This window comes from Rossellomorea aquimaris, assembly GCF_003315075.1.
Taxonomy (GTDB): domain Bacteria; phylum Bacillota; class Bacilli; order Bacillales; family Bacillaceae_B; genus Rossellomorea; species Rossellomorea aquimaris_C.
Map to the genome: position 1 here is coordinate 1 of NZ_QNRJ01000019.1, position 17,714 is coordinate 17,714.

The window sequence follows — 17,714 nt, forward strand, 5'->3', positions numbered from 1 at the left end:
GTTAAGCTCTTCAGCGCCGATGGTAGTTGGGGGATCTCCCCCTGTGAGAGTAGGACGTCGCCAGGCAAATGTGAAGAAAGAGTAGCTCTTAGGGGTTGCTCTTTTTGTTTTGGTTTGAAGTTCTTCTTCTGAGAGATGAAATATTAGGTAGTAAATGGTAAAAGACGCATAAAACGAAAAATTGACGCAATAATGGCCGAAAAAGACGCAAAAAATGAAAAAAAGACGCAATAAAGGTCTAAAAAGACGCAAAAAATTAAAAAAAGGATTAAGTCCATATAATTGTGTAAAAAGAAAGAGTCATTTTATTCCTTCTTGTCAACACTGTTTTCAACGACGATAAACAATGAGAAGAGGAATAAAGATGACTCAATTACAGTTTAACCTAGATTTGGATTCTTTAAAAGAAGCAGTGATGAATTCTAATATTAAAACAGTTGTCCGATCAGCCATTGTCCTTGTGTTGAATGAATACATGGAAAGGGAGAGAGATGACTACTTACAAGCAGCTTCTTATGAACGATCTACTGATCGTTTAGATTATCGTAACGGCTACTACGAGCGTGATTTTATCATGAGTGTTGGAAAAATCAAATTGAAGGTGCCACGTACCCGCAATGGAGATTTTTCTCCTTCCCTATTTGAAAAGTATTCACGTTGTGATCAAGCATTTGTCCTTTCGATGCTTGAAATGGTGATCAATGGTGTTTCTACCCGTAAGGTTACTCATATTGTGGAACAGCTTTGTGGTGAAACAGTTTCGAAATCATTCGTTTCTTCCCTGACTCAAAAATTAGATCCCATCATTAGTGATTGGGCCAAGAGACCTTTGAACGGAACTTATTTTCCGTTTATATTTGTAGATGCCATGTATATAAAAGTCCGCGAACACCATCGTGTCGTTTCAAAAGCCGTCTACATTGCGACAGCTCTTACAGAGAAGAATAATCGTGAGATTTTAGGGTTGATGGTTGATCATGCCGAGAGCTATGAGAGTTGGAGTAGGTTCTTTCAACAGCTGAAATCACGCGGTCTACAATCTCCTAAGCTTGTGATTTCAGATGCGCATAAAGGCCTACAAAAAGCCGTCCTCCGTGAATTTATTGGAACCAGTTGGCAGAGGTGTAATGTACACTTCAAACGGAATATTATCAACCAACTCCCAAAGAAAGATTCCAAAGAAATTAGAACTATGATTAAGCGGGTATTTGAAGCTGTCAAAATCGAAGATATGAGGAACTTTAAAGAAGAACTGATGAGTCAGTTTAGCGAGAATACAAAATATGAAAAAGCGTTGACCATCTTAGATGATGGCTTTGAAGATACCATACAGTACATGGAGCACCCTGAAGAAATTCGACCTCACATTCGTAGTACCAACAGTTTGGAACGCTTAAACCAAGAGGTTCGAAGAAGAGAAAAAGTCATAAGAATTTTCCCTAACACTCAGTCAGCTTTTCGGTTGGTCGGGGCAGTTTTGTTTCATTATCAACAAACCAATTATTCAAAAAGAAAATCCTTTTAAAAAGCCCTAAGCATTTTCGAATAAAACTTCCCATTCGAATGGTTTCATAGCCAGGGCAGGCTGTCAAAGTGGGGAGCCTTTGACAGCCTGCCCTGGCTATGAAGGAATAAAATCATGGAAGTTTCGCAAAAAAATGTTGAATGGAATGTCTATATCCGATTTACAGTTGAAAAAGACAAGTAAGGAATTTACACAATATTAAGGACTTGACTAAAAAAAGAAGCAATTACCACGAATCCGTGGATAATAAACACTCAGTTCATCCCTGAAAAACCCCAGCTTTGGTACAAAATAGAGCACTTTCCCTCACGAATCCCCCAATTAGCCTCAACTTTTAGGGAACAAACCATCCAAATTAATAAATTTTACTCTTCCTCCATCACACCACTCTCCCAATGCCCCAATTCCTTAATTCTATCCAACAATCTTATATTCCCACGTTTAAAACCTTCCTAAAACAGGAAAACTTCTAAGGTCATACTTCATAATTGCAAAGTTTAAAACGCGGTTGTATAATTATAGTCAAATATAGTCAAAGTCAAAATAAGGAGGAGGTTTGATGAGGAACATATCCGACATCATTGAACATTATTTAAAGAATGTTTTAGAACTGAGTGAAAGTGAGATAGTCGAGATTAAAAGAAGCGAGATCGCTGATAAGTTTCAATGTGTTCCTTCTCAAATTAATTATGTAATCAATACCCGGTTCACGATAGAACGAGGGTATGTAGTTGAAAGTAAACGAGGTGGCGGGGGCTACATCCGAATCATGAAGGTAAAGGCCCACGATCAAGTTCATCTTATCGACCAGCTGGTGGCTTTAATCACACAAACCATCAGTCAGAATACGGCTGCTGATATTGTGTTTCGATTAGTGGAAGAGGATATTATCTCTGAGCGGGAAGCGAAGATTATGCTGAGCGTAATGGACCGTTCGGTGATCATGGTAGATTTACCTGAACGGGATGTATTGAGGGGAAGAATGCTCAGAGCCATGCTGGATACATTGAAATATGAGTAAGTTTTGAGAGGTGAGTAGGATGGTTTGTCAAGAGTGTAGTGAAAGACCTGCAACCCTTCATTTCACCAAGGTGATCAATGGGGAAAAGACAGAGGTTCATTTATGTGAACAATGCGCTCAGGATAAGGGTGAAATGTTTATGTTTGATTCTTCTTCCGGGTTCTCTGTGAACAATCTATTGGCAGGTCTTCTCAATATAGCCCCTGCATTTAAGCAGGCAAAAGAGACGGAAATTCCTAAGACAGAGGTATTACAGTGTGAAAAGTGTAAAATGACTTTTCAGCAATTCATTAACGTAGGACGCTTCGGCTGTGCTCATTGCTATGAAACGTTTAAAGATGAACTTACCCCTCTTTTGAAGCGTGTTCACAGTGGGAATGTGGAGCATCATGGGAAAGTTCCGGAACGCATGGGTGGAGCCATTCACATAAAGAAAAAGATTCAGCAATTGAAATCGGATCTGCAAACGATGATTGCGGATGAAGAGTTCGAAAAAGCTGCAGATATACGAGACGAAATTCGCTCCCTGGAGAAAGATGCTACTAAAGAGGGGGGAGATAAAGAATGAGTCTGGAGAAGTTTTTACAAAATGCTGTTAGTTCCTGGATGAATGAAGAAGGACCGAATTCAGATATTGTTCTTAGCTCACGCGTCCGGCTCGCAAGAAACATGGCGGACTTTCGTTTCTCCACTCTATATTCTTCAGAAGAAGCTAAAGAGATTGTGGATCACGTGAAGGATAAGCTCTCTTTATACCCTGGGAATTTAGGAGAATTAGAATTTTTAGCTACAAGTGAGATTCAGCCTCTCCAAAAGAGGGTATTGATGGAGAAACACCTAATTAGTCCTAACTTAGCGGAGGACACGAATTATGGGGCTGTCCTTCTATCCAGTGAAGAAGATATTAGCATAATGGTAAACGAAGAGGACCATATTCGAATACAGTGTTTATATCCAGGATTGCAATTGAAGGAAGCTTTACAGAGAGCGAATCAGATTGATGATTGGTTTGAAAGTGAATTTGATTTTGCTTTTGATGAGAAACATGGATATTTAACGACTTGTCCCACTAATGTGGGGACAGGGCTTAGAGCTTCCGTGATGATGCACTTGCCGGGTCTGGTTCTGACCCAGCAATTAAATCGCATCATTCCTGCCATTAACCAATTAGGTCTGGTGGTAAGAGGGATATATGGAGAGGGCAGCGAGGCGTTAGGGAACATCTTTCAGATTTCGAATCAAACGACACTTGGTAAATCAGAGGAAGATATTGTGGAAGATTTATTGAGTGTTGTAAAGCAGATCATTGATAAAGAACACTCGGCACGGGACGCATTAGTTAAAACGTCGAACATACAATTAGAAGATAGGATCTTTCGTTCACTTGGCGTATTGGAACACAGTAGAATTATCGAGTCCAAGGAAGCAGCGAAGTGTTTATCGGATGTCAGACTTGGAATAGATTTAGGATACATCAAAGTCATATCTAAGAATATATTGAATGAACTAATGATTTTAACCCAACCTGGATTTTTACAACAATATTCTGGAGGTCCATTGAGACCAAATGAAAGAGATATAAGAAGGTCTTCTTTGATTCGGGAGCGAATTAAGTTAGATAAAGATACATGTGAGGAGGAAAAATAATATGATGTTTGGTCGATTTACAGAAAGAGCACAAAAGGTATTAGCATTAGCTCAAGAAGAAGCTATTCGTCTGGCGCACAGTAATATTGGTACTGAACATATTTTATTGGGACTTGTCCGCGAAGGTGAAGGGATTGCCGCTAAAGCACTTACGGCGTTGGGACTGAGCCCTGAAAAGATTCAGAAAGAAGTGGAAGGGTTGATCGGGAAAGGTACCGAGAAATCCCAAACGATCCATTATACACCCCGAGCGAAGAAAGTGATTGAGCTTTCTATGGATGAGGCTCGTAAACTGGGTCACTCATATGTAGGAACGGAACATATTTTATTAGGGTTGATTCGTGAAGGTGAAGGGGTAGCCGCCCGTGTACTTGGCAATCTTGGAGTCAGCTTAAATAAAGCAAGGCAGCAGGTATTGCAGTTACTTGGCAGCAATGATTCAAGTAACCACCAGGGAGCGGGCAATGCCAATGCCAATACGCCTACCCTTGATAGCTTAGCCCGTGACTTGACGGCGATTGCCCGTGAAGGCAGTTTAGATCCGGTTATAGGCCGAAGCAAAGAAATTCAGCGTGTCATCGAAGTGCTCAGTCGACGTACGAAGAATAACCCGGTGCTGATCGGTGAGCCTGGTGTAGGTAAGACCGCGATTGCAGAGGGTCTTGCCCAGCAGATCATTGCCAATGAGGTTCCTGAGATTCTTCGGGACAAACGCGTCATGACCCTGGATATGGGTACAGTGGTAGCCGGTACGAAATATCGTGGGGAATTCGAGGATCGATTAAAGAAAGTGATGGATGAAATCCGTCAAGCAGGTAACATCATCCTGTTCATTGATGAGCTTCATACATTAATCGGAGCAGGTGGGGCTGAAGGTGCCATTGATGCGTCAAACATCTTAAAACCATCTCTTGCCCGCGGTGAATTACAGTGTATCGGTGCGACGACATTAGATGAGTACCGTAAATATATTGAAAAGGATGCTGCGTTAGAGCGCCGTTTCCAGCCAATCCAAGTCAATGAGCCAACGGCAGAAGAGTCCATTCAGATTCTTAAAGGTTTACGTGATCGCTATGAAGCCCATCACCGCGTGTCGATTACAGATGAAGCGATTGATGCGGCAGTGAAATTTTCTGATCGCTATATTTCAGACCGCTTCTTACCGGATAAGGCGATCGATTTAATTGATGAAGCTGGCTCTAAAGTGCGCTTACGCTCTTATACAACGCCGCCAAACTTGAAAGAGCTAGAAGCCAAGCTGGAAGAAATCCGCAAAGAGAAGGATGCAGCGGTTCAAAGTCAAGAGTTTGAAAAAGCAGCTTCACTAAGAGATTCAGAGCAAAAACTTCGTGAAGAGTTGGAAGAAACGAAGAACACATGGAAAGAAAAGCAAGGCCAGGAAAATACAGAAGTGACCGTTGAAGATATTGCGAAAGTTGTATCGAACTGGACGGGAGTACCGGTATCTAAGCTTGCTCAAACGGAAACGGATCGCTTACTTAAATTAGAGGAAATCCTCCATTCCAGAGTCATTGGTCAATCTGAAGCAGTCGTAGCGGTGTCCAAAGCTGTCCGTCGTGCAAGAGCGGGGCTGAAAGATCCGAAGCGTCCAATCGGTTCCTTTATCTTCTTAGGACCGACAGGGGTGGGGAAAACAGAACTTGCCCGTGCGTTGGCTGAATCTATGTTCGGTGACGAGGATGCCATGATCCGTATTGATATGTCCGAGTACATGGAGAAACATTCGACTTCCCGTTTAGTAGGTTCTCCTCCAGGGTATGTAGGATATGAAGAAGGCGGCCAGTTAACGGAAAAAGTTCGCCGTAAACCGTATTCCGTCGTCCTGTTGGATGAAATCGAAAAAGCACACCCTGATGTATTTAACATTCTTCTACAAGTCTTGGAAGACGGGAGATTGACGGATTCTAAAGGAAGAACGGTAGACTTTAGAAACACGGTGTTAATTATGACTTCTAACGTTGGTGCCCAGTCCCTTAAGAGCAACAAATATGTTGGGTTCAACATTCAAGATGGAAAACAGGATTATAAGGATATGAAAGGTAAGGTGATGGAGGAGCTGAAACGAGCGTTCCGACCAGAATTCCTTAACCGTATCGATGAAATCATTGTGTTCCATTCCCTTGAAAAAGACCACTTAAAAGAGATTGTGACCTTGATGTCCAACCAATTGACAACTCGCTTGAAAGAGCAGGATATTCATTTAGAGCTTTCGGCTGCTGCTAAAGAAAAAATAGCAGATGAAGGATTCGATCCGGAATACGGTGCGCGTCCATTGCGTCGTGCCATTCAGAAACATGTAGAGGATAAACTGTCAGAAGAGCTATTAAGAGGTAAGGTATTGACAGGACAGAATATATTGATCGATGTAGAAGACAGTGAGTTTGTTGTGAAGGTAAAAGAAGAAGAAGCAGCAAATACTCCGACTTAATACAACGATAGAAAAAGAGGTACACGTATATGTTTTTCGTGTACCTCTTTTATCATAATGTGGCTTTTCTGAAATGCTTGTCGCCTCTCGGCAAGCCACCTGCGCTTTTCTGATTGTCCAGCTCCGCCGGCTAGTCCCTCGAGGTCATAAGTCAATCTCGCCAAAAAGGCAAAGACCGCCTTTCCAGCGAGCTCGCCTTATGCTTGTCGGGCCTGATCAAGCCGGCTACGCTTTTCTGATTGTCTAGCTCCGGTGGCTAGAGGCTCGAGGTCATAAGCCAAGTTAACCAAAAAGGCAAAAAACGCCTTTCCGGTTAACTCGTCTTATGCTTGTCGGGCCTGATCAAGCCGGCTACGCTTTTCTGATTGTCTAGCTCCGGTGGCTAGAGGCTCGAGGTCATAAGCCAAGTAACCCAAAAAGGCAAAGTGCGCCTTTCCGGGTTACTCGTCTTATGCTTGTCGCCTCTGACCAAGCCACCTGCGCTTTTCTTGTAACCATTACATAAAACCGATACAATCATTCCAAAAGGGTATTTATATGGAATGGTTAGAGTACAAATAGAGTAAAAGAGGAGAAGAATAGATTGGCAAAGAAAAAGACAAAGTTTGTATGTACATCATGTGGATATGAGTCTGCTAAATGGATGGGGAAATGTCCAGGATGTAACGAGTGGAACACGATGGTGGAAGAGGTTGAGATGACGGGGAAGAAGCCTCGAGGGTCGTTTATGCATTCTGAAAATAGCGGGCCAACTAAAGCAGAAAAGCTTATCTCAATTGAAACAAAGCAAGAACCAAGAGTATTGACCGAGTCGAAAGAGCTGAATCGGGTGTTGGGTGGGGGAGTCGTTCCGGGATCACTTGTGTTGATCGGTGGAGATCCGGGAATCGGAAAATCTACTTTATTGCTCCAGGTTTCTGCCCAGCTGGCTGATCAGAAGCAGAAGGTTTTATATATATCCGGAGAAGAATCCATCAAGCAAACAAAACTTCGGGCAGATCGATTACATGTGAAATCCGATGATCTATATATATTTGCAGAAACAAATCTTGAATTGATTCATCAGACGATTGAACAGATCTCACCTGATTTTGTCATCATCGACTCGATTCAAACGATTTTTCACCCAGAAGTGACGTCTGCTCCAGGCAGTGTTTCTCAGGTAAGGGAATGTACAGCCGAATTAATGAGAATAGGGAAGACCAAAGGCATCGCCATCTTTATTGTAGGGCATGTTACAAAGGAAGGATCGATTGCAGGGCCTCGTTTATTGGAGCATATGGTTGATACCGTTCTGTATTTTGAAGGGGAGCGTCATCATTCGTATCGTATTTTAAGAGCCGTGAAGAATCGATTCGGTTCGACGAATGAGATGGGGATTTTTGAAATGAAAGAGCTTGGCTTGGAGGAAGTCGCAAATCCTTCTGAGATATTCCTGGAGGAGCGCTCCCAAGGCGCGGCAGGCTCAACGGTCGTTGCTTCCATGGAAGGTACAAGACCTGTTCTAGTGGAGATACAGGCCCTTGTCACTCCGACCAGTTTCAACAATCCACGACGAATGGCTACGGGGATAGATCATAGCCGTGTTTCACTCATTATGGCCGTATTGGAGAAACGGGCAGGAATGCTATTGCAGCAGCAGGATGCCTATCTGAAAGTGGCAGGTGGAGTGAAACTGGATGAACCGGCGATTGATTTGGCCGTTGCAGCGAGTATAGCGTCGAGCTTTCGGGATAAAGCGTCAAGGGCCCACGATTGTATCATTGGAGAAGTTGGTTTGACTGGTGAAATCAGAAGGGTTTCGAGGATTGAGCAACGTGTCCAGGAAGCGGCTAAACTAGGCTTCAAACGTGTGATTATTCCCCAAAATAACTTAAGTGGGTGGCAGCCGCCTTCTGATATAGAGATCACAGGAGTATCAAATATACACGAAGCGCTGGCTATTATTTTAGGAGGATAGGAAATGGAAGATAAGAAGGCAAGAGAGAAGTCCATGTCGGATATTTTACAGTTCGTTGCTCCTGGTGCCCCGATCAGGGATGGCATTGATAATGTGCTGAGAGCCAATACGGGAGGGCTCATTGTTGTTGGCTACAATGATAAGGTGAAATCTGTACTGGACGGCGGATTTCATATCAATTGCGCTTTTTCTCCCAGCTATCTATATGAGCTGGCCAAGATGGATGGGGCCATCATCTTGAATGAAGCGGGTACGAAGATTATTTTGGCCAATGCGCAGTTGGCTCCAGATGTGTACGTTCCTTCCACTGAAACTGGAATGAGACACCGTACGGCTGAGCGGGTTGCAAGACAAACCAATGCCCTTGTCATCGCCATCTCTCAACGGAGGAACGTCATCACCCTCTATCAAGGTAACTTTCGATATGCATTAAAGGACATCTCTGTCATCTTGACGAAGGCCAACCAGGCGATTCAAACATTGGAGAAGTATAAGGTGGTTCTGGATCAGAGCATTTCTAATTTATCGGTGCTGGAGTTTGAGGAGCTTGTCACACAAAGCGACCTGCTGCAAGTTCTTCACAGATTCGAAATGGTTTTAAGGATTAAGAACGAGTTATTGACCTATTTAAGTGAGCTGGGTGTTGAAGGAAGGTTGATCCGCCTGCAGATGAATGAACTATTGGCGGATATCGAAGATGAGGCGATGCTCATTATAAGGGATTATTCCCAGGAAAGAAATATCAAGCCGTTCGAACTCCTCTATAAATTTCAGGAGCTTGTTCACTCAGAGGTATTAGAGGATAATGTCCTATTAAAACTATTAGGCTATCATGGGTATGTGCATCACGATGATGCCATCTATCCAAGAGGATATCGCGTGTTGAATAAAATTCCACGTTTACCGATTGTGATCATCGAAAACCTTATTACGAGGTTCGAAACCCTCCCTCATGTAGTGAGTGCTTCAGTGGATGATCTGGATGAAGTGGAAGGAATCGGAGAGGTCAGGGCCCGGAAAATCAAAGAGGGGTTAAAACTGATCAAAGAACAAACGTTTGCCGACCGACAGTTATAGGTATGTGGTCCTGTATTTACCATATATGGTATAATTGAATCATTTTCAAAAAATTGACAGTCTTTATAAGACATGTTAGCCTTCACTTAAGGAAGCTAGTAAAATGGGATAAGTATATCAAAATGGTTTCCATTCGATTAAATTTAAAATTTTCAAGGGCTAAGAGGTTTCAAAAATAGTAAATTGTTTATAATGAATAGGAGGAGGTGAGGGAATGTTAAAAAGAATCGTTCAAGCGTGCTTCCTTATCGTCGGGGGAACACTGGGGATATTTCTTCTTCCCGAATTATTTACCGTCATAAATTTATCAGACATTCCTTTAATTAATAACCCTTATATGACTGCTATATTTGGTGCCATTATTTTTTATATTCTTACGTTTTGGGCAGTCGAGTATGTCGTCAATTTCGTCAAGTGGTTTGAAGATAGTTTAGTAAAAGCTCCAGTAACGGATCTGTTATTTGGCAGTTTAGGTCTGATTATCGGTCTTTTTGTTGCGTATCTGTTTGGGATTCCTTTCAATCAAATGGAGATTCCGATTGTCAACACAGTGGTTCCGATTCTATTAACGTTGATTCTTGGATATTTAGGATTTCAAGTTGGCTTTAAGAAGAGGGATGAGCTGGTCAGTTTGTTCGGCGCTTCAACTAGGGGTAAGAAAAAAGGGACTGACGAAGATTCTGATGAAGAGGGTGTGAAAACCTTGAAGATACTGGATACGAGTGTGATTATCGATGGTCGTATCGCAGATATCTGTCAAACTGGATTCTTAGAAGGAATTGTCGTGATTCCACAGTTCGTGCTGGAAGAGCTTCAGCATATTGCGGATTCTTCAGACGTGTTAAAACGAAACCGTGGACGACGCGGGCTTGATATCCTGAATCGAATTCAAAAGGAGCTTCCTGTAGAGGTTCAGATTTATGAAGGTGACTTCGAGGAGATTCAGGAAGTTGATTCGAAGCTGGTAAAATTAGCGAAGCTTACGAATGGGATTGTTGTAACGAATGATTTCAACTTGAATAAAGTATGCGATCTTCAAGGTGTACAAGTATTGAATATCAATGATTTAGCTAACGCCGTTAAGCCTGTTGTATTACCTGGAGAAGAATTGAAGGTACAGGTAATCAAAGATGGGAAAGAACATAACCAAGGGATTGCCTATCTCGATGATGGTACGATGATTGTAGTGGAAGAGGGACGCAATTATATTGGCAAGTACATAGATGTACTTGTAACATCTGTTCTTCAAACCTCTGCTGGCCGGATGATCTTTGCTAAGCCCAAACAATTAGAAAAAGCTTTATAAGTAATCATTGCCCTGACTCTATTGTTTCAGTAAGGTATAATAAATAGTATTACACGAGTATTAAAGGAGTTATCGTATGGAATATGAAGTTGTCATTCCGGCTGCAGGGCAAGGGAAACGAATGAAAGCGGGCAAGAACAAACTGCTTCTCGAGCTTGATAGCTGTCCAGTCATTATTCATACACTTCGCGTCTTTGAACATGACTCCCATTGTCAGGGAATCTATTTAGCGATTCATCCATCGGAGCGGGATGCTTTTAAGAGTTTATTAGACCGTTTTGGTATTACGAAGGTCGTTAAGCTTGTAGATGGCGGGGAAGAAAGACAGCATAGTGTATACAATGCATTGCTTGAGGTTGATCATGAAATTGTTCTTGTACACGACGGGGCAAGGCCATTTATTAAAAAATCCACGATTCACCAATTAGTAGACAAAACACATTTAACAGGAGCGGCCATTGCTGCTGTTCCTGTTAAAGATACGATTAAAAAAGTACTGGATGGGGAAGTCGAGGAAACGATTGAACGCTCAAGCTTGTGGATGGTTCAAACTCCACAAGCTTTTCGTGTTTCATTGTTGAAAAGAGCGCACGGGGAAGCGGAGCAAGATGGTTTTCTTGGAACAGACGATGCTTCTCTGGTGGAACGAATGGATGTTGAGGTTGCTGTTGTTGAGAGTGATTATGACAATATTAAACTGACGACACCTGAGGACTTATATTTTGCTGAGGCCATTTTGAAGAAGCAAGAGGAAATGAGTGGAGGAGACAACCATGTTTAGGATCGGACAAGGTTTTGATGTTCATCAATTAGTAGAAGAGAGACCTCTTATTATGGGAGGTATAACGATACCATATGAAAAGGGATTATTAGGACATTCAGATGCAGATGTATTATTACATGCTGTAGCGGATGCGTGTTTAGGGGCTATTGCTGCAGGGGATATCGGCAAGCATTTTCCAGACACAGATCCTGAGTTCAAGGATGCAGATTCAGCAAAGCTTCTTCTGCATGTATGGGCTCTTGTAAAAGAGGAAGGGTATGAATTAGGGAATATCGATTGCACAATCATTGCGCAGAAACCGAAGATGGCTCCTTATATTGATGAAATGAGACAAAGCATTGCAACGTTATTAGAAGCAGATATTACGCAAGTGAACGTAAAGGCCACAACCTCTGAGAAGCTTGGTTTTACCGGGAGAGGCGAAGGGATCGCAGCGCAGACGACCGTGTTGATCAAAAAGAAGTAAGGGGATAAATTCGCTTTATTCCCTTTCATAACGGTGTTAAAATAGGTCAGAGACTTTAATGCAGGAATACAAAGAGGAGGAAATCAAATGACAAAAGAAGTACGCGTCCGTTATGCTCCAAGTCCAACGGGTCATTTACATATTGGAAATGCAAGAACCGCTTTATTTAATTATCTATACGCTCGCAGTGTAGGTGGAAAGTTCATCATCCGTATTGAAGACACGGATAAGAAACGTAATATTGAAGGCGGAGAAGAAAGTCAGCTTAAATATCTTCAATGGCTTGGAATCGATTGGGATGAGAGCACAGATAAGCCGGGTGATTACGGTCCATATCGCCAATCCGAGCGTAACCATATTTATGAGCAGTATCTAAATGAGCTGTTAGAAAGCGGACAAGCCTATAAGTGCTACTGTACGGAAGAAGAGCTTGAAGCGGAACGTGAAGCGCAATCAGCATCAGGTCAAATGCCCCGTTACTCAGGGAAATGCCGCAACCTGACGAAAGAGGATCAGGAGAAATTAGCAGCAGAGGGCCGCAAGCCGAGCCTTCGTTTCCGTGTCCCTGCAGGAAAGGTCTATTCTTTCAATGATATCGTGAAAGAAGATGTAGCCTTCGAATCAGACGGAATCGGTGATTTTGTCATCGCGAAAAAAGATGGAACGCCAACATATAACTTTGCCGTTGCAGTAGATGATTATCTGATGAAAATTTCACACGTTCTGCGCGGGGAGGATCATATTTCCAATACGCCAAAACAATTAATGATTTTTGAAGCTCTTGGATGGGAAGCACCTGTCTATGGCCATATGACATTAATCGTTAATGAAAGCCGTAAAAAGCTAAGTAAGCGTGATGAAAGTATTATTCAGTTCATTGAGCAATACGAAGCTTTAGGTTATTTACCGGAAGCTTTATTCAACTTCATTGGGTTACTAGGCTGGTCTCCAAAAGGAGAAGAAGAGCTATTTTCTAAAGATGAGTTTATTGAAATCTTTGACCCTGAGCGATTATCGACTTCTTCGGCTCTGTTTGATAATCAGAAGCTTACATGGATGAATAATCAGTACATGAAGAATCTGGAGTTAAGTCAAGTTGTGGAGCTATCCCTTCCACACTTAATCAGTGCGGGTAAACTGGATGAGGATATGTCAGACGAGCAGCGTGAATGGGCGAGTCGCGTCATCTCTTTATACCAGGAGCAAATGAGCTTCGGCGCTGAAATCGTAGAGCTGTCTGAAATGTTCTTCAAGGTAGATCTTGAATATGATGAGGATGCCAAGGCGGTCTTGGAAGAAGAGCAGGTTCCTGAAGTTCTTCAAGCTTTCTTGAATGAAATCGAAGCTCTTGAAGATTATGAAGCAGCAGCAATTAAGTCGTCTATCAAAGCGGTGCAAAAGTCGACTGGTCATAAGGGGAAAAAGCTGTTTATGCCGATCCGTGTAGCGGTAACTGGTCAGACTCATGGTCCTGAATTACCGAATGCGATTGAGCTTTTAGGGAAAGATACCGTTAAACATCGTCTGCAAATTCTTTTAGGTTAACATTTTGGATGTTATGTAATATAGTAAGAGTATCACAATAAATGATATCGCGTTGATGAGGAGAAGTAAGAAAAGGATGCTTAGTAGAGAGAACCACCACCGGCTGAAAGTGGTTTAAGCCCCTCCGATTCTGAAATGCACCTCTGAGCCCGTTACTGAAATATAGTAGGTAAAGGCGGTTTCCTACCGTTAACAGGATTCGAGTTGGAGAAGGATATTTTCTTCTCAATCAGAGTGGAACCGCGCTACCTAAGCGTCTCTGTCAGTTTATTGACAGGGGCGTTTTTTTATTGTCTGACCAAGCCACCTGCGCTTTTCTATTGTCCAGCTCCGGCGGCTAGAGGCTCGAGGTCATAAACTAAATGGTCCAGGAAGGCAAAAAACGCCTTCCTGGCCCATTCATCTTATGCTTGTCGCCTCTGACCAAGCCGCCTGCGCTTTTCTATTGTCCAGCTCCGGCGGCTAGAGGCTCGAGGTCATAAGCTAAATGGTCCAGGAAGGCAAAAAACGCCTTCCCGGCCCATTCATCTTATGCTTGTCGCCTCTGACCAAGCCACCTGCGCTTTTATTTTATCCAGCTCCGGCGGCTAGAGGCTCGAGGTCATAAGTCAATCCCACCAAAAAGGCAAAGAACGCCTTTCCGGCGGGCTTGCCTTATGCTTGTCGCCTCTGACCAAGCCACCTGCGCTTTTATTTTTTCAAGGAGAGGGGATCCGAATGTTTAAGTCATTTAAGGAAGATATTGAAGTAGTGTTTGATCAGGATCCGGCTGCGAGGAATTATCTTGAGGTGATCCTTACGTATTCGGGTCTTCATGCCATTTGGGCCCATCGCATAGCCCATGCTTTTTTCAAAAGGAAATTCTTTTTTATCGCGCGCGCTATTTCTCAGGTAAGCCGTTTTTTTACCGGGGTGGAGATTCACCCGGGGGCAAAGATCGGGCGCAGATTCTTCATTGATCACGGGATGGGTGTCGTGATTGGTGAAACGTGTGAAATCGGAGATAATGTTACGCTCTTTCAAGGGGTGACCCTTGGTGGAACAGGTAAAGAAAAAGGGAAGCGGCATCCTACGATTCAGGATAATGCCCTTATCGCCACGGGAGCGAAAGTGTTAGGATCGATTGTAGTTGGGGAAAATTCTAAGGTGGGGGCTGGATCGGTCGTGCTTAAAGATGTTCCTCCAAACTCAACCGTCGTTGGTATTCCGGGGAAGGTCGTCATTCAGGATGGCGTCAAGATACAGAAGGATCTGAATCACTGTGATCTACCGGATCCGATGAATGATCGTATGAAACAACTGGAAATGGAATTGAACGAGGTAAAATCATTATTAAGGGAATATGAAGAAAGGAGTCGAACATATTGACGATTCGTTTATATAACACATTAACAAGAAAAAAAGAGGAATTCACACCCCTGGAAGAGGGTAAAGTGAAAATGTATGTGTGCGGGCCGACGGTTTATAACTATATTCATATAGGAAATGCACGCCCTGCCATTGTCTTCGATACGGTGAGACGCTATTTGGAATACAGAGGCTATGATGTTCAATTTGTCTCTAACTTCACCGATGTGGATGATAAACTGATTCGGGCGGCAAAGGAGTTGGGAGTGGATGTACCTACGGTTGCTCAGCGCTTTATCCAGGCATATTTTGAAGATACCGGAGCACTTGGATGCAAGAAAGCGGATGTTCATCCGACTGTAACCGACAATATTGATACCATCATTGATTTTATTTCTGCGCTTGTTGAAAAAGGGTTTGCTTACGAATCACAAGGCGACGTTTATTATCGTACAAGAAAGTTTGATGGCTACGGTAAGCTTTCTCATCAGCCAATCGATGAGCTTAAAGCAGGTGCCCGCATAGATGTAGGGGATAAAAAAGAAGATGCCCTTGATTTCGTATTATGGAAAGCAGCGAAAGAAGGGGAAATTTCTTGGGAAAGCCCTTGGGGTGAAGGCCGTCCAGGCTGGCATATTGAGTGCTCTGCCATGGCAAAGCGCTATTTAGGGGATACCATCGATATTCACGCCGGGGGCCAGGATTTAACCTTCCCTCATCATGAGAATGAAATTGCACAATCAGAAGCACTTACAGGTAAGCCGTTCGCAAAGTATTGGATGCACAATGGGTATATCAATATTGATAATGAGAAAATGTCTAAATCTCTGGGGAATTTTGTATTGGTTCATGACATCATTAAAGAACAGGATCCACAAGTCCTTCGTTTCTTTATGCTATCTGTTCATTACCGTCATCCTATCAACTACAATTTAGAGCTTCTGCAAAATGCTGAGTCCGCTTTAGATAGAATTAAGACTGCTTATGAGAACTTGAAGCACCGTAAGGAATCAAGTACAGACTTAACGGATAACAACCGGGAATGGCTGGACAAAATAGCTGAGTTAAAAGCGCAGTTCATCTCTGAAATGGATGATGACTTTAACACAGCCAACGGAATTTCCGTGTTATTCGAATTATCCAAGCAAGCCAATTATTACTTGATGGAGAAGAATACAGCTACAGAAGTCATTGATACGTTCTTGAGCCAATTCGAAGATTTCTTCTCTGTCCTGGGGCTAAGCCTTCAGGAAGCAGAACTGTTGGACGAAGAAGTGGAAGAACTGATTGAAAAACGCGTTCAGGCACGTAAAGATCGTAATTTCCAATTAGCGGATGAGATTCGTGACACGTTAAAAGAGATGAATATCATCCTGGAAGATACTCCTCAAGGCATTCGCTGGAAAAGGGGATCTTAATGCTGCACGAGATAAATGAACAAATCGATGCAAAACAAATCAATGCACTTGCACTGGCATATATGGGGGATGCTGTATATGAAACGTATGTACGGCAGCTCCTATTAACAAAAGGAAAGATTAAACCGAATCAGCTGCACAGAGCTGCGACGAAGTATGTGTCTGCCAAAGCTCAAGCGGCCATTCTCAGAACGTTGTTCGATCAGGACGTCTTAACGGAAGAAGAGATTTCGATCGTCAAGCGCGGTCGGAATGCGAAATCCGGCACCACGCCAAAAAACACAGATGTACAAACGTATAAACACAGCACTGCTTTTGAGGCACTTATTGGATATTTGTTTTTACTTAATCGGACAGAGCGATTAGAGGAACTGTTAAAGATGATATTTGAACAAGCCCAGGCAGGAAAGGAGGAGTAGAAATGAGTAAAGATTTTATCGGAGGAAGAAATCCGGTTATGGAAGCATTGAAGTCAGGAAGGGATATCAATAAGATTTGGATTGCAGAAGGTTCTCAGAAAGGCTCCATCCAGCAAATTGTTGGACTGGCTAAAGAATTGAATGTGATGGTTCAATACGTCCCGAAGAAGAAGATTGAACAAATGGTATCGGAGAATCATCAAGGGGTCGTGGCTTCCGTAGCTGCTTACCAGTATGCAGAAATCGATGATTTGTTTCATAGAGCCGAACAAAAAGGGGAAGATCCATTTATACTGATCCTGGATGAATTAGAGGATCCCCATAACCTGGGTTCGATCATGAGGACAGCGGATGCTGCAGGTGCCCATGGAATCATCATCCCGAAGAGAAGAGCAGTGGGGCTTACGTCAACGGTAGCGAAAGCATCCACGGGCGCCATTGAGCACATTCCGGTTGCACGTGTAACCAATCTGTCGAGAGCGGTTGATGAACTGAAAGAACGTGGAGTATGGGTGGCAGGAACGGATGCGAAAGGAAAGCAGGATTTCCGCCAGTTGGATGGTACCCTGCCTATCGGCTTAATTATCGGAAGCGAAGGTAAAGGGATGAGCCGAATACTCAGAGACAAATGTGATTTCCTTGTTCAGTTGCCAATGGTCGGTCATGTAACATCATTAAACGCTTCGGTGGCAGCTAGTATATTAATGTATGAGGTCTATCGTAAACGCCACCTGTTGGGAGAATAGCAGA

Annotated in this window: 15 protein-coding genes and 1 other annotated feature; all 15 genes read left to right on the top strand. The window is 42.9% G+C overall.

Annotation, left to right across the window (positions count from 1 at the left end; all coding sequences use genetic code 11):
* The first annotated feature begins 364 nt into the window (after nt 1–364).
* The 15 genes from DET59_RS17240 to rlmB all read left to right on the top strand — a co-directional run bounded on the left by DET59_RS17240 (nt 365) and on the right by rlmB (nt 17,710).
* Nucleotides 365–1,525, top strand: a complete 1,161-nt coding sequence (locus DET59_RS17240) for an IS256 family transposase (RefSeq protein WP_113970860.1) — start codon at nt 365–367, stop codon at nt 1,523–1,525.
* 559 nt (nt 1,526–2,084) lie between these two features.
* A complete protein-coding gene (locus tag DET59_RS17245) occupies nt 2,085–2,546 on the top strand; it encodes a CtsR family transcriptional regulator (protein ID WP_113970861.1) in 462 nt (153 codons plus the stop codon).
* A 19-nt stretch (nt 2,547–2,565) separates the two neighbouring features.
* On the top strand, nt 2,566–3,114 hold the full coding sequence (locus tag DET59_RS17250) for a protein-arginine kinase activator protein McsA (RefSeq protein ID WP_113970862.1): 549 nt from the start codon (nt 2,566–2,568) through the stop codon (nt 3,112–3,114).
* On the top strand, nt 3,111–4,193 hold the full coding sequence (locus tag DET59_RS17255; RefSeq protein ID WP_113970863.1) for a protein-arginine kinase McsB: 1,083 nt from the start codon (nt 3,111–3,113) through the stop codon (nt 4,191–4,193). Before DET59_RS17250 ends, DET59_RS17255 begins: the two co-directional genes overlap by 4 nt.
* Nucleotide 4,194: 1 nt before the next feature.
* On the top strand, nt 4,195–6,642 hold the full coding sequence (gene clpC, locus DET59_RS17260; RefSeq protein WP_113970864.1) for an ATP-dependent protease ATP-binding subunit ClpC: 2,448 nt from the start codon (nt 4,195–4,197) through the stop codon (nt 6,640–6,642).
* Nucleotides 6,643–7,225: 583 nt separating this feature from the next.
* The gene (gene radA / locus DET59_RS17265; protein ID WP_113970865.1) at nt 7,226–8,602 is read left to right on the top strand and encodes a DNA repair protein RadA; all 1,377 of its coding nucleotides are present in this window, start codon (nt 7,226–7,228) and stop codon (nt 8,600–8,602) included.
* A gap of 3 nt (nt 8,603–8,605) precedes the next feature.
* Nucleotides 8,606–9,679: a DNA integrity scanning diadenylate cyclase DisA gene (gene disA / locus DET59_RS17270; RefSeq protein ID WP_113970866.1), complete on the top strand. Its 1,074-nt coding sequence runs from the start codon at nt 8,606–8,608 to the stop codon at nt 9,677–9,679.
* Between the two features lie 214 nt (nt 9,680–9,893).
* Complete coding sequence (locus tag DET59_RS17275; protein ID WP_113970867.1) at nt 9,894–10,985, top strand: PIN/TRAM domain-containing protein; 1,092 nt, start codon at nt 9,894–9,896, stop codon at nt 10,983–10,985.
* 76 nt (nt 10,986–11,061) lie between these two features.
* The gene (ispD, locus tag DET59_RS17280; protein WP_113970868.1) at nt 11,062–11,766 is read left to right on the top strand and encodes a 2-C-methyl-D-erythritol 4-phosphate cytidylyltransferase; all 705 of its coding nucleotides are present in this window, start codon (nt 11,062–11,064) and stop codon (nt 11,764–11,766) included.
* Entirely contained in the window at nt 11,759–12,235 is a 477-nt protein-coding gene (ispF, locus tag DET59_RS17285; protein ID WP_113970869.1) for a 2-C-methyl-D-erythritol 2,4-cyclodiphosphate synthase, read from the top strand. Before ispD ends, ispF begins: the two co-directional genes overlap by 8 nt.
* A gap of 87 nt (nt 12,236–12,322) precedes the next feature.
* A complete protein-coding gene (gene gltX, locus DET59_RS17290) occupies nt 12,323–13,780 on the top strand; it encodes a glutamate--tRNA ligase (RefSeq protein WP_113970870.1) in 1,458 nt (485 codons plus the stop codon).
* Nucleotides 13,781–13,823: 43 nt separating this feature from the next.
* Nucleotides 13,824–14,044: a binding site (T-box leader), on the top strand.
* Nucleotides 14,045–14,497: 453 nt separating this feature from the next.
* The gene (gene cysE, locus DET59_RS17295) at nt 14,498–15,148 is read left to right on the top strand and encodes a serine O-acetyltransferase (RefSeq protein ID WP_113970871.1); all 651 of its coding nucleotides are present in this window, start codon (nt 14,498–14,500) and stop codon (nt 15,146–15,148) included.
* Entirely contained in the window at nt 15,145–16,545 is a 1,401-nt protein-coding gene (gene cysS, locus DET59_RS17300) for a cysteine--tRNA ligase (RefSeq protein ID WP_113970872.1), read from the top strand. The genes cysE and cysS overlap by 4 nt, the downstream gene beginning before the upstream one ends.
* On the top strand, nt 16,545–16,964 hold the full coding sequence (locus DET59_RS17305) for a Mini-ribonuclease 3 (RefSeq protein ID WP_113970873.1): 420 nt from the start codon (nt 16,545–16,547) through the stop codon (nt 16,962–16,964). Before cysS ends, DET59_RS17305 begins: the two co-directional genes overlap by 1 nt.
* A gap of 2 nt (nt 16,965–16,966) precedes the next feature.
* Nucleotides 16,967–17,710 (top strand): 23S rRNA (guanosine(2251)-2'-O)-methyltransferase RlmB, encoded by a 744-nt coding sequence (gene rlmB / locus DET59_RS17310; protein ID WP_113970874.1) that lies wholly within the window; start codon nt 16,967–16,969, stop codon nt 17,708–17,710.
* Nucleotides 17,711–17,714 lie beyond the last annotated feature (4 nt).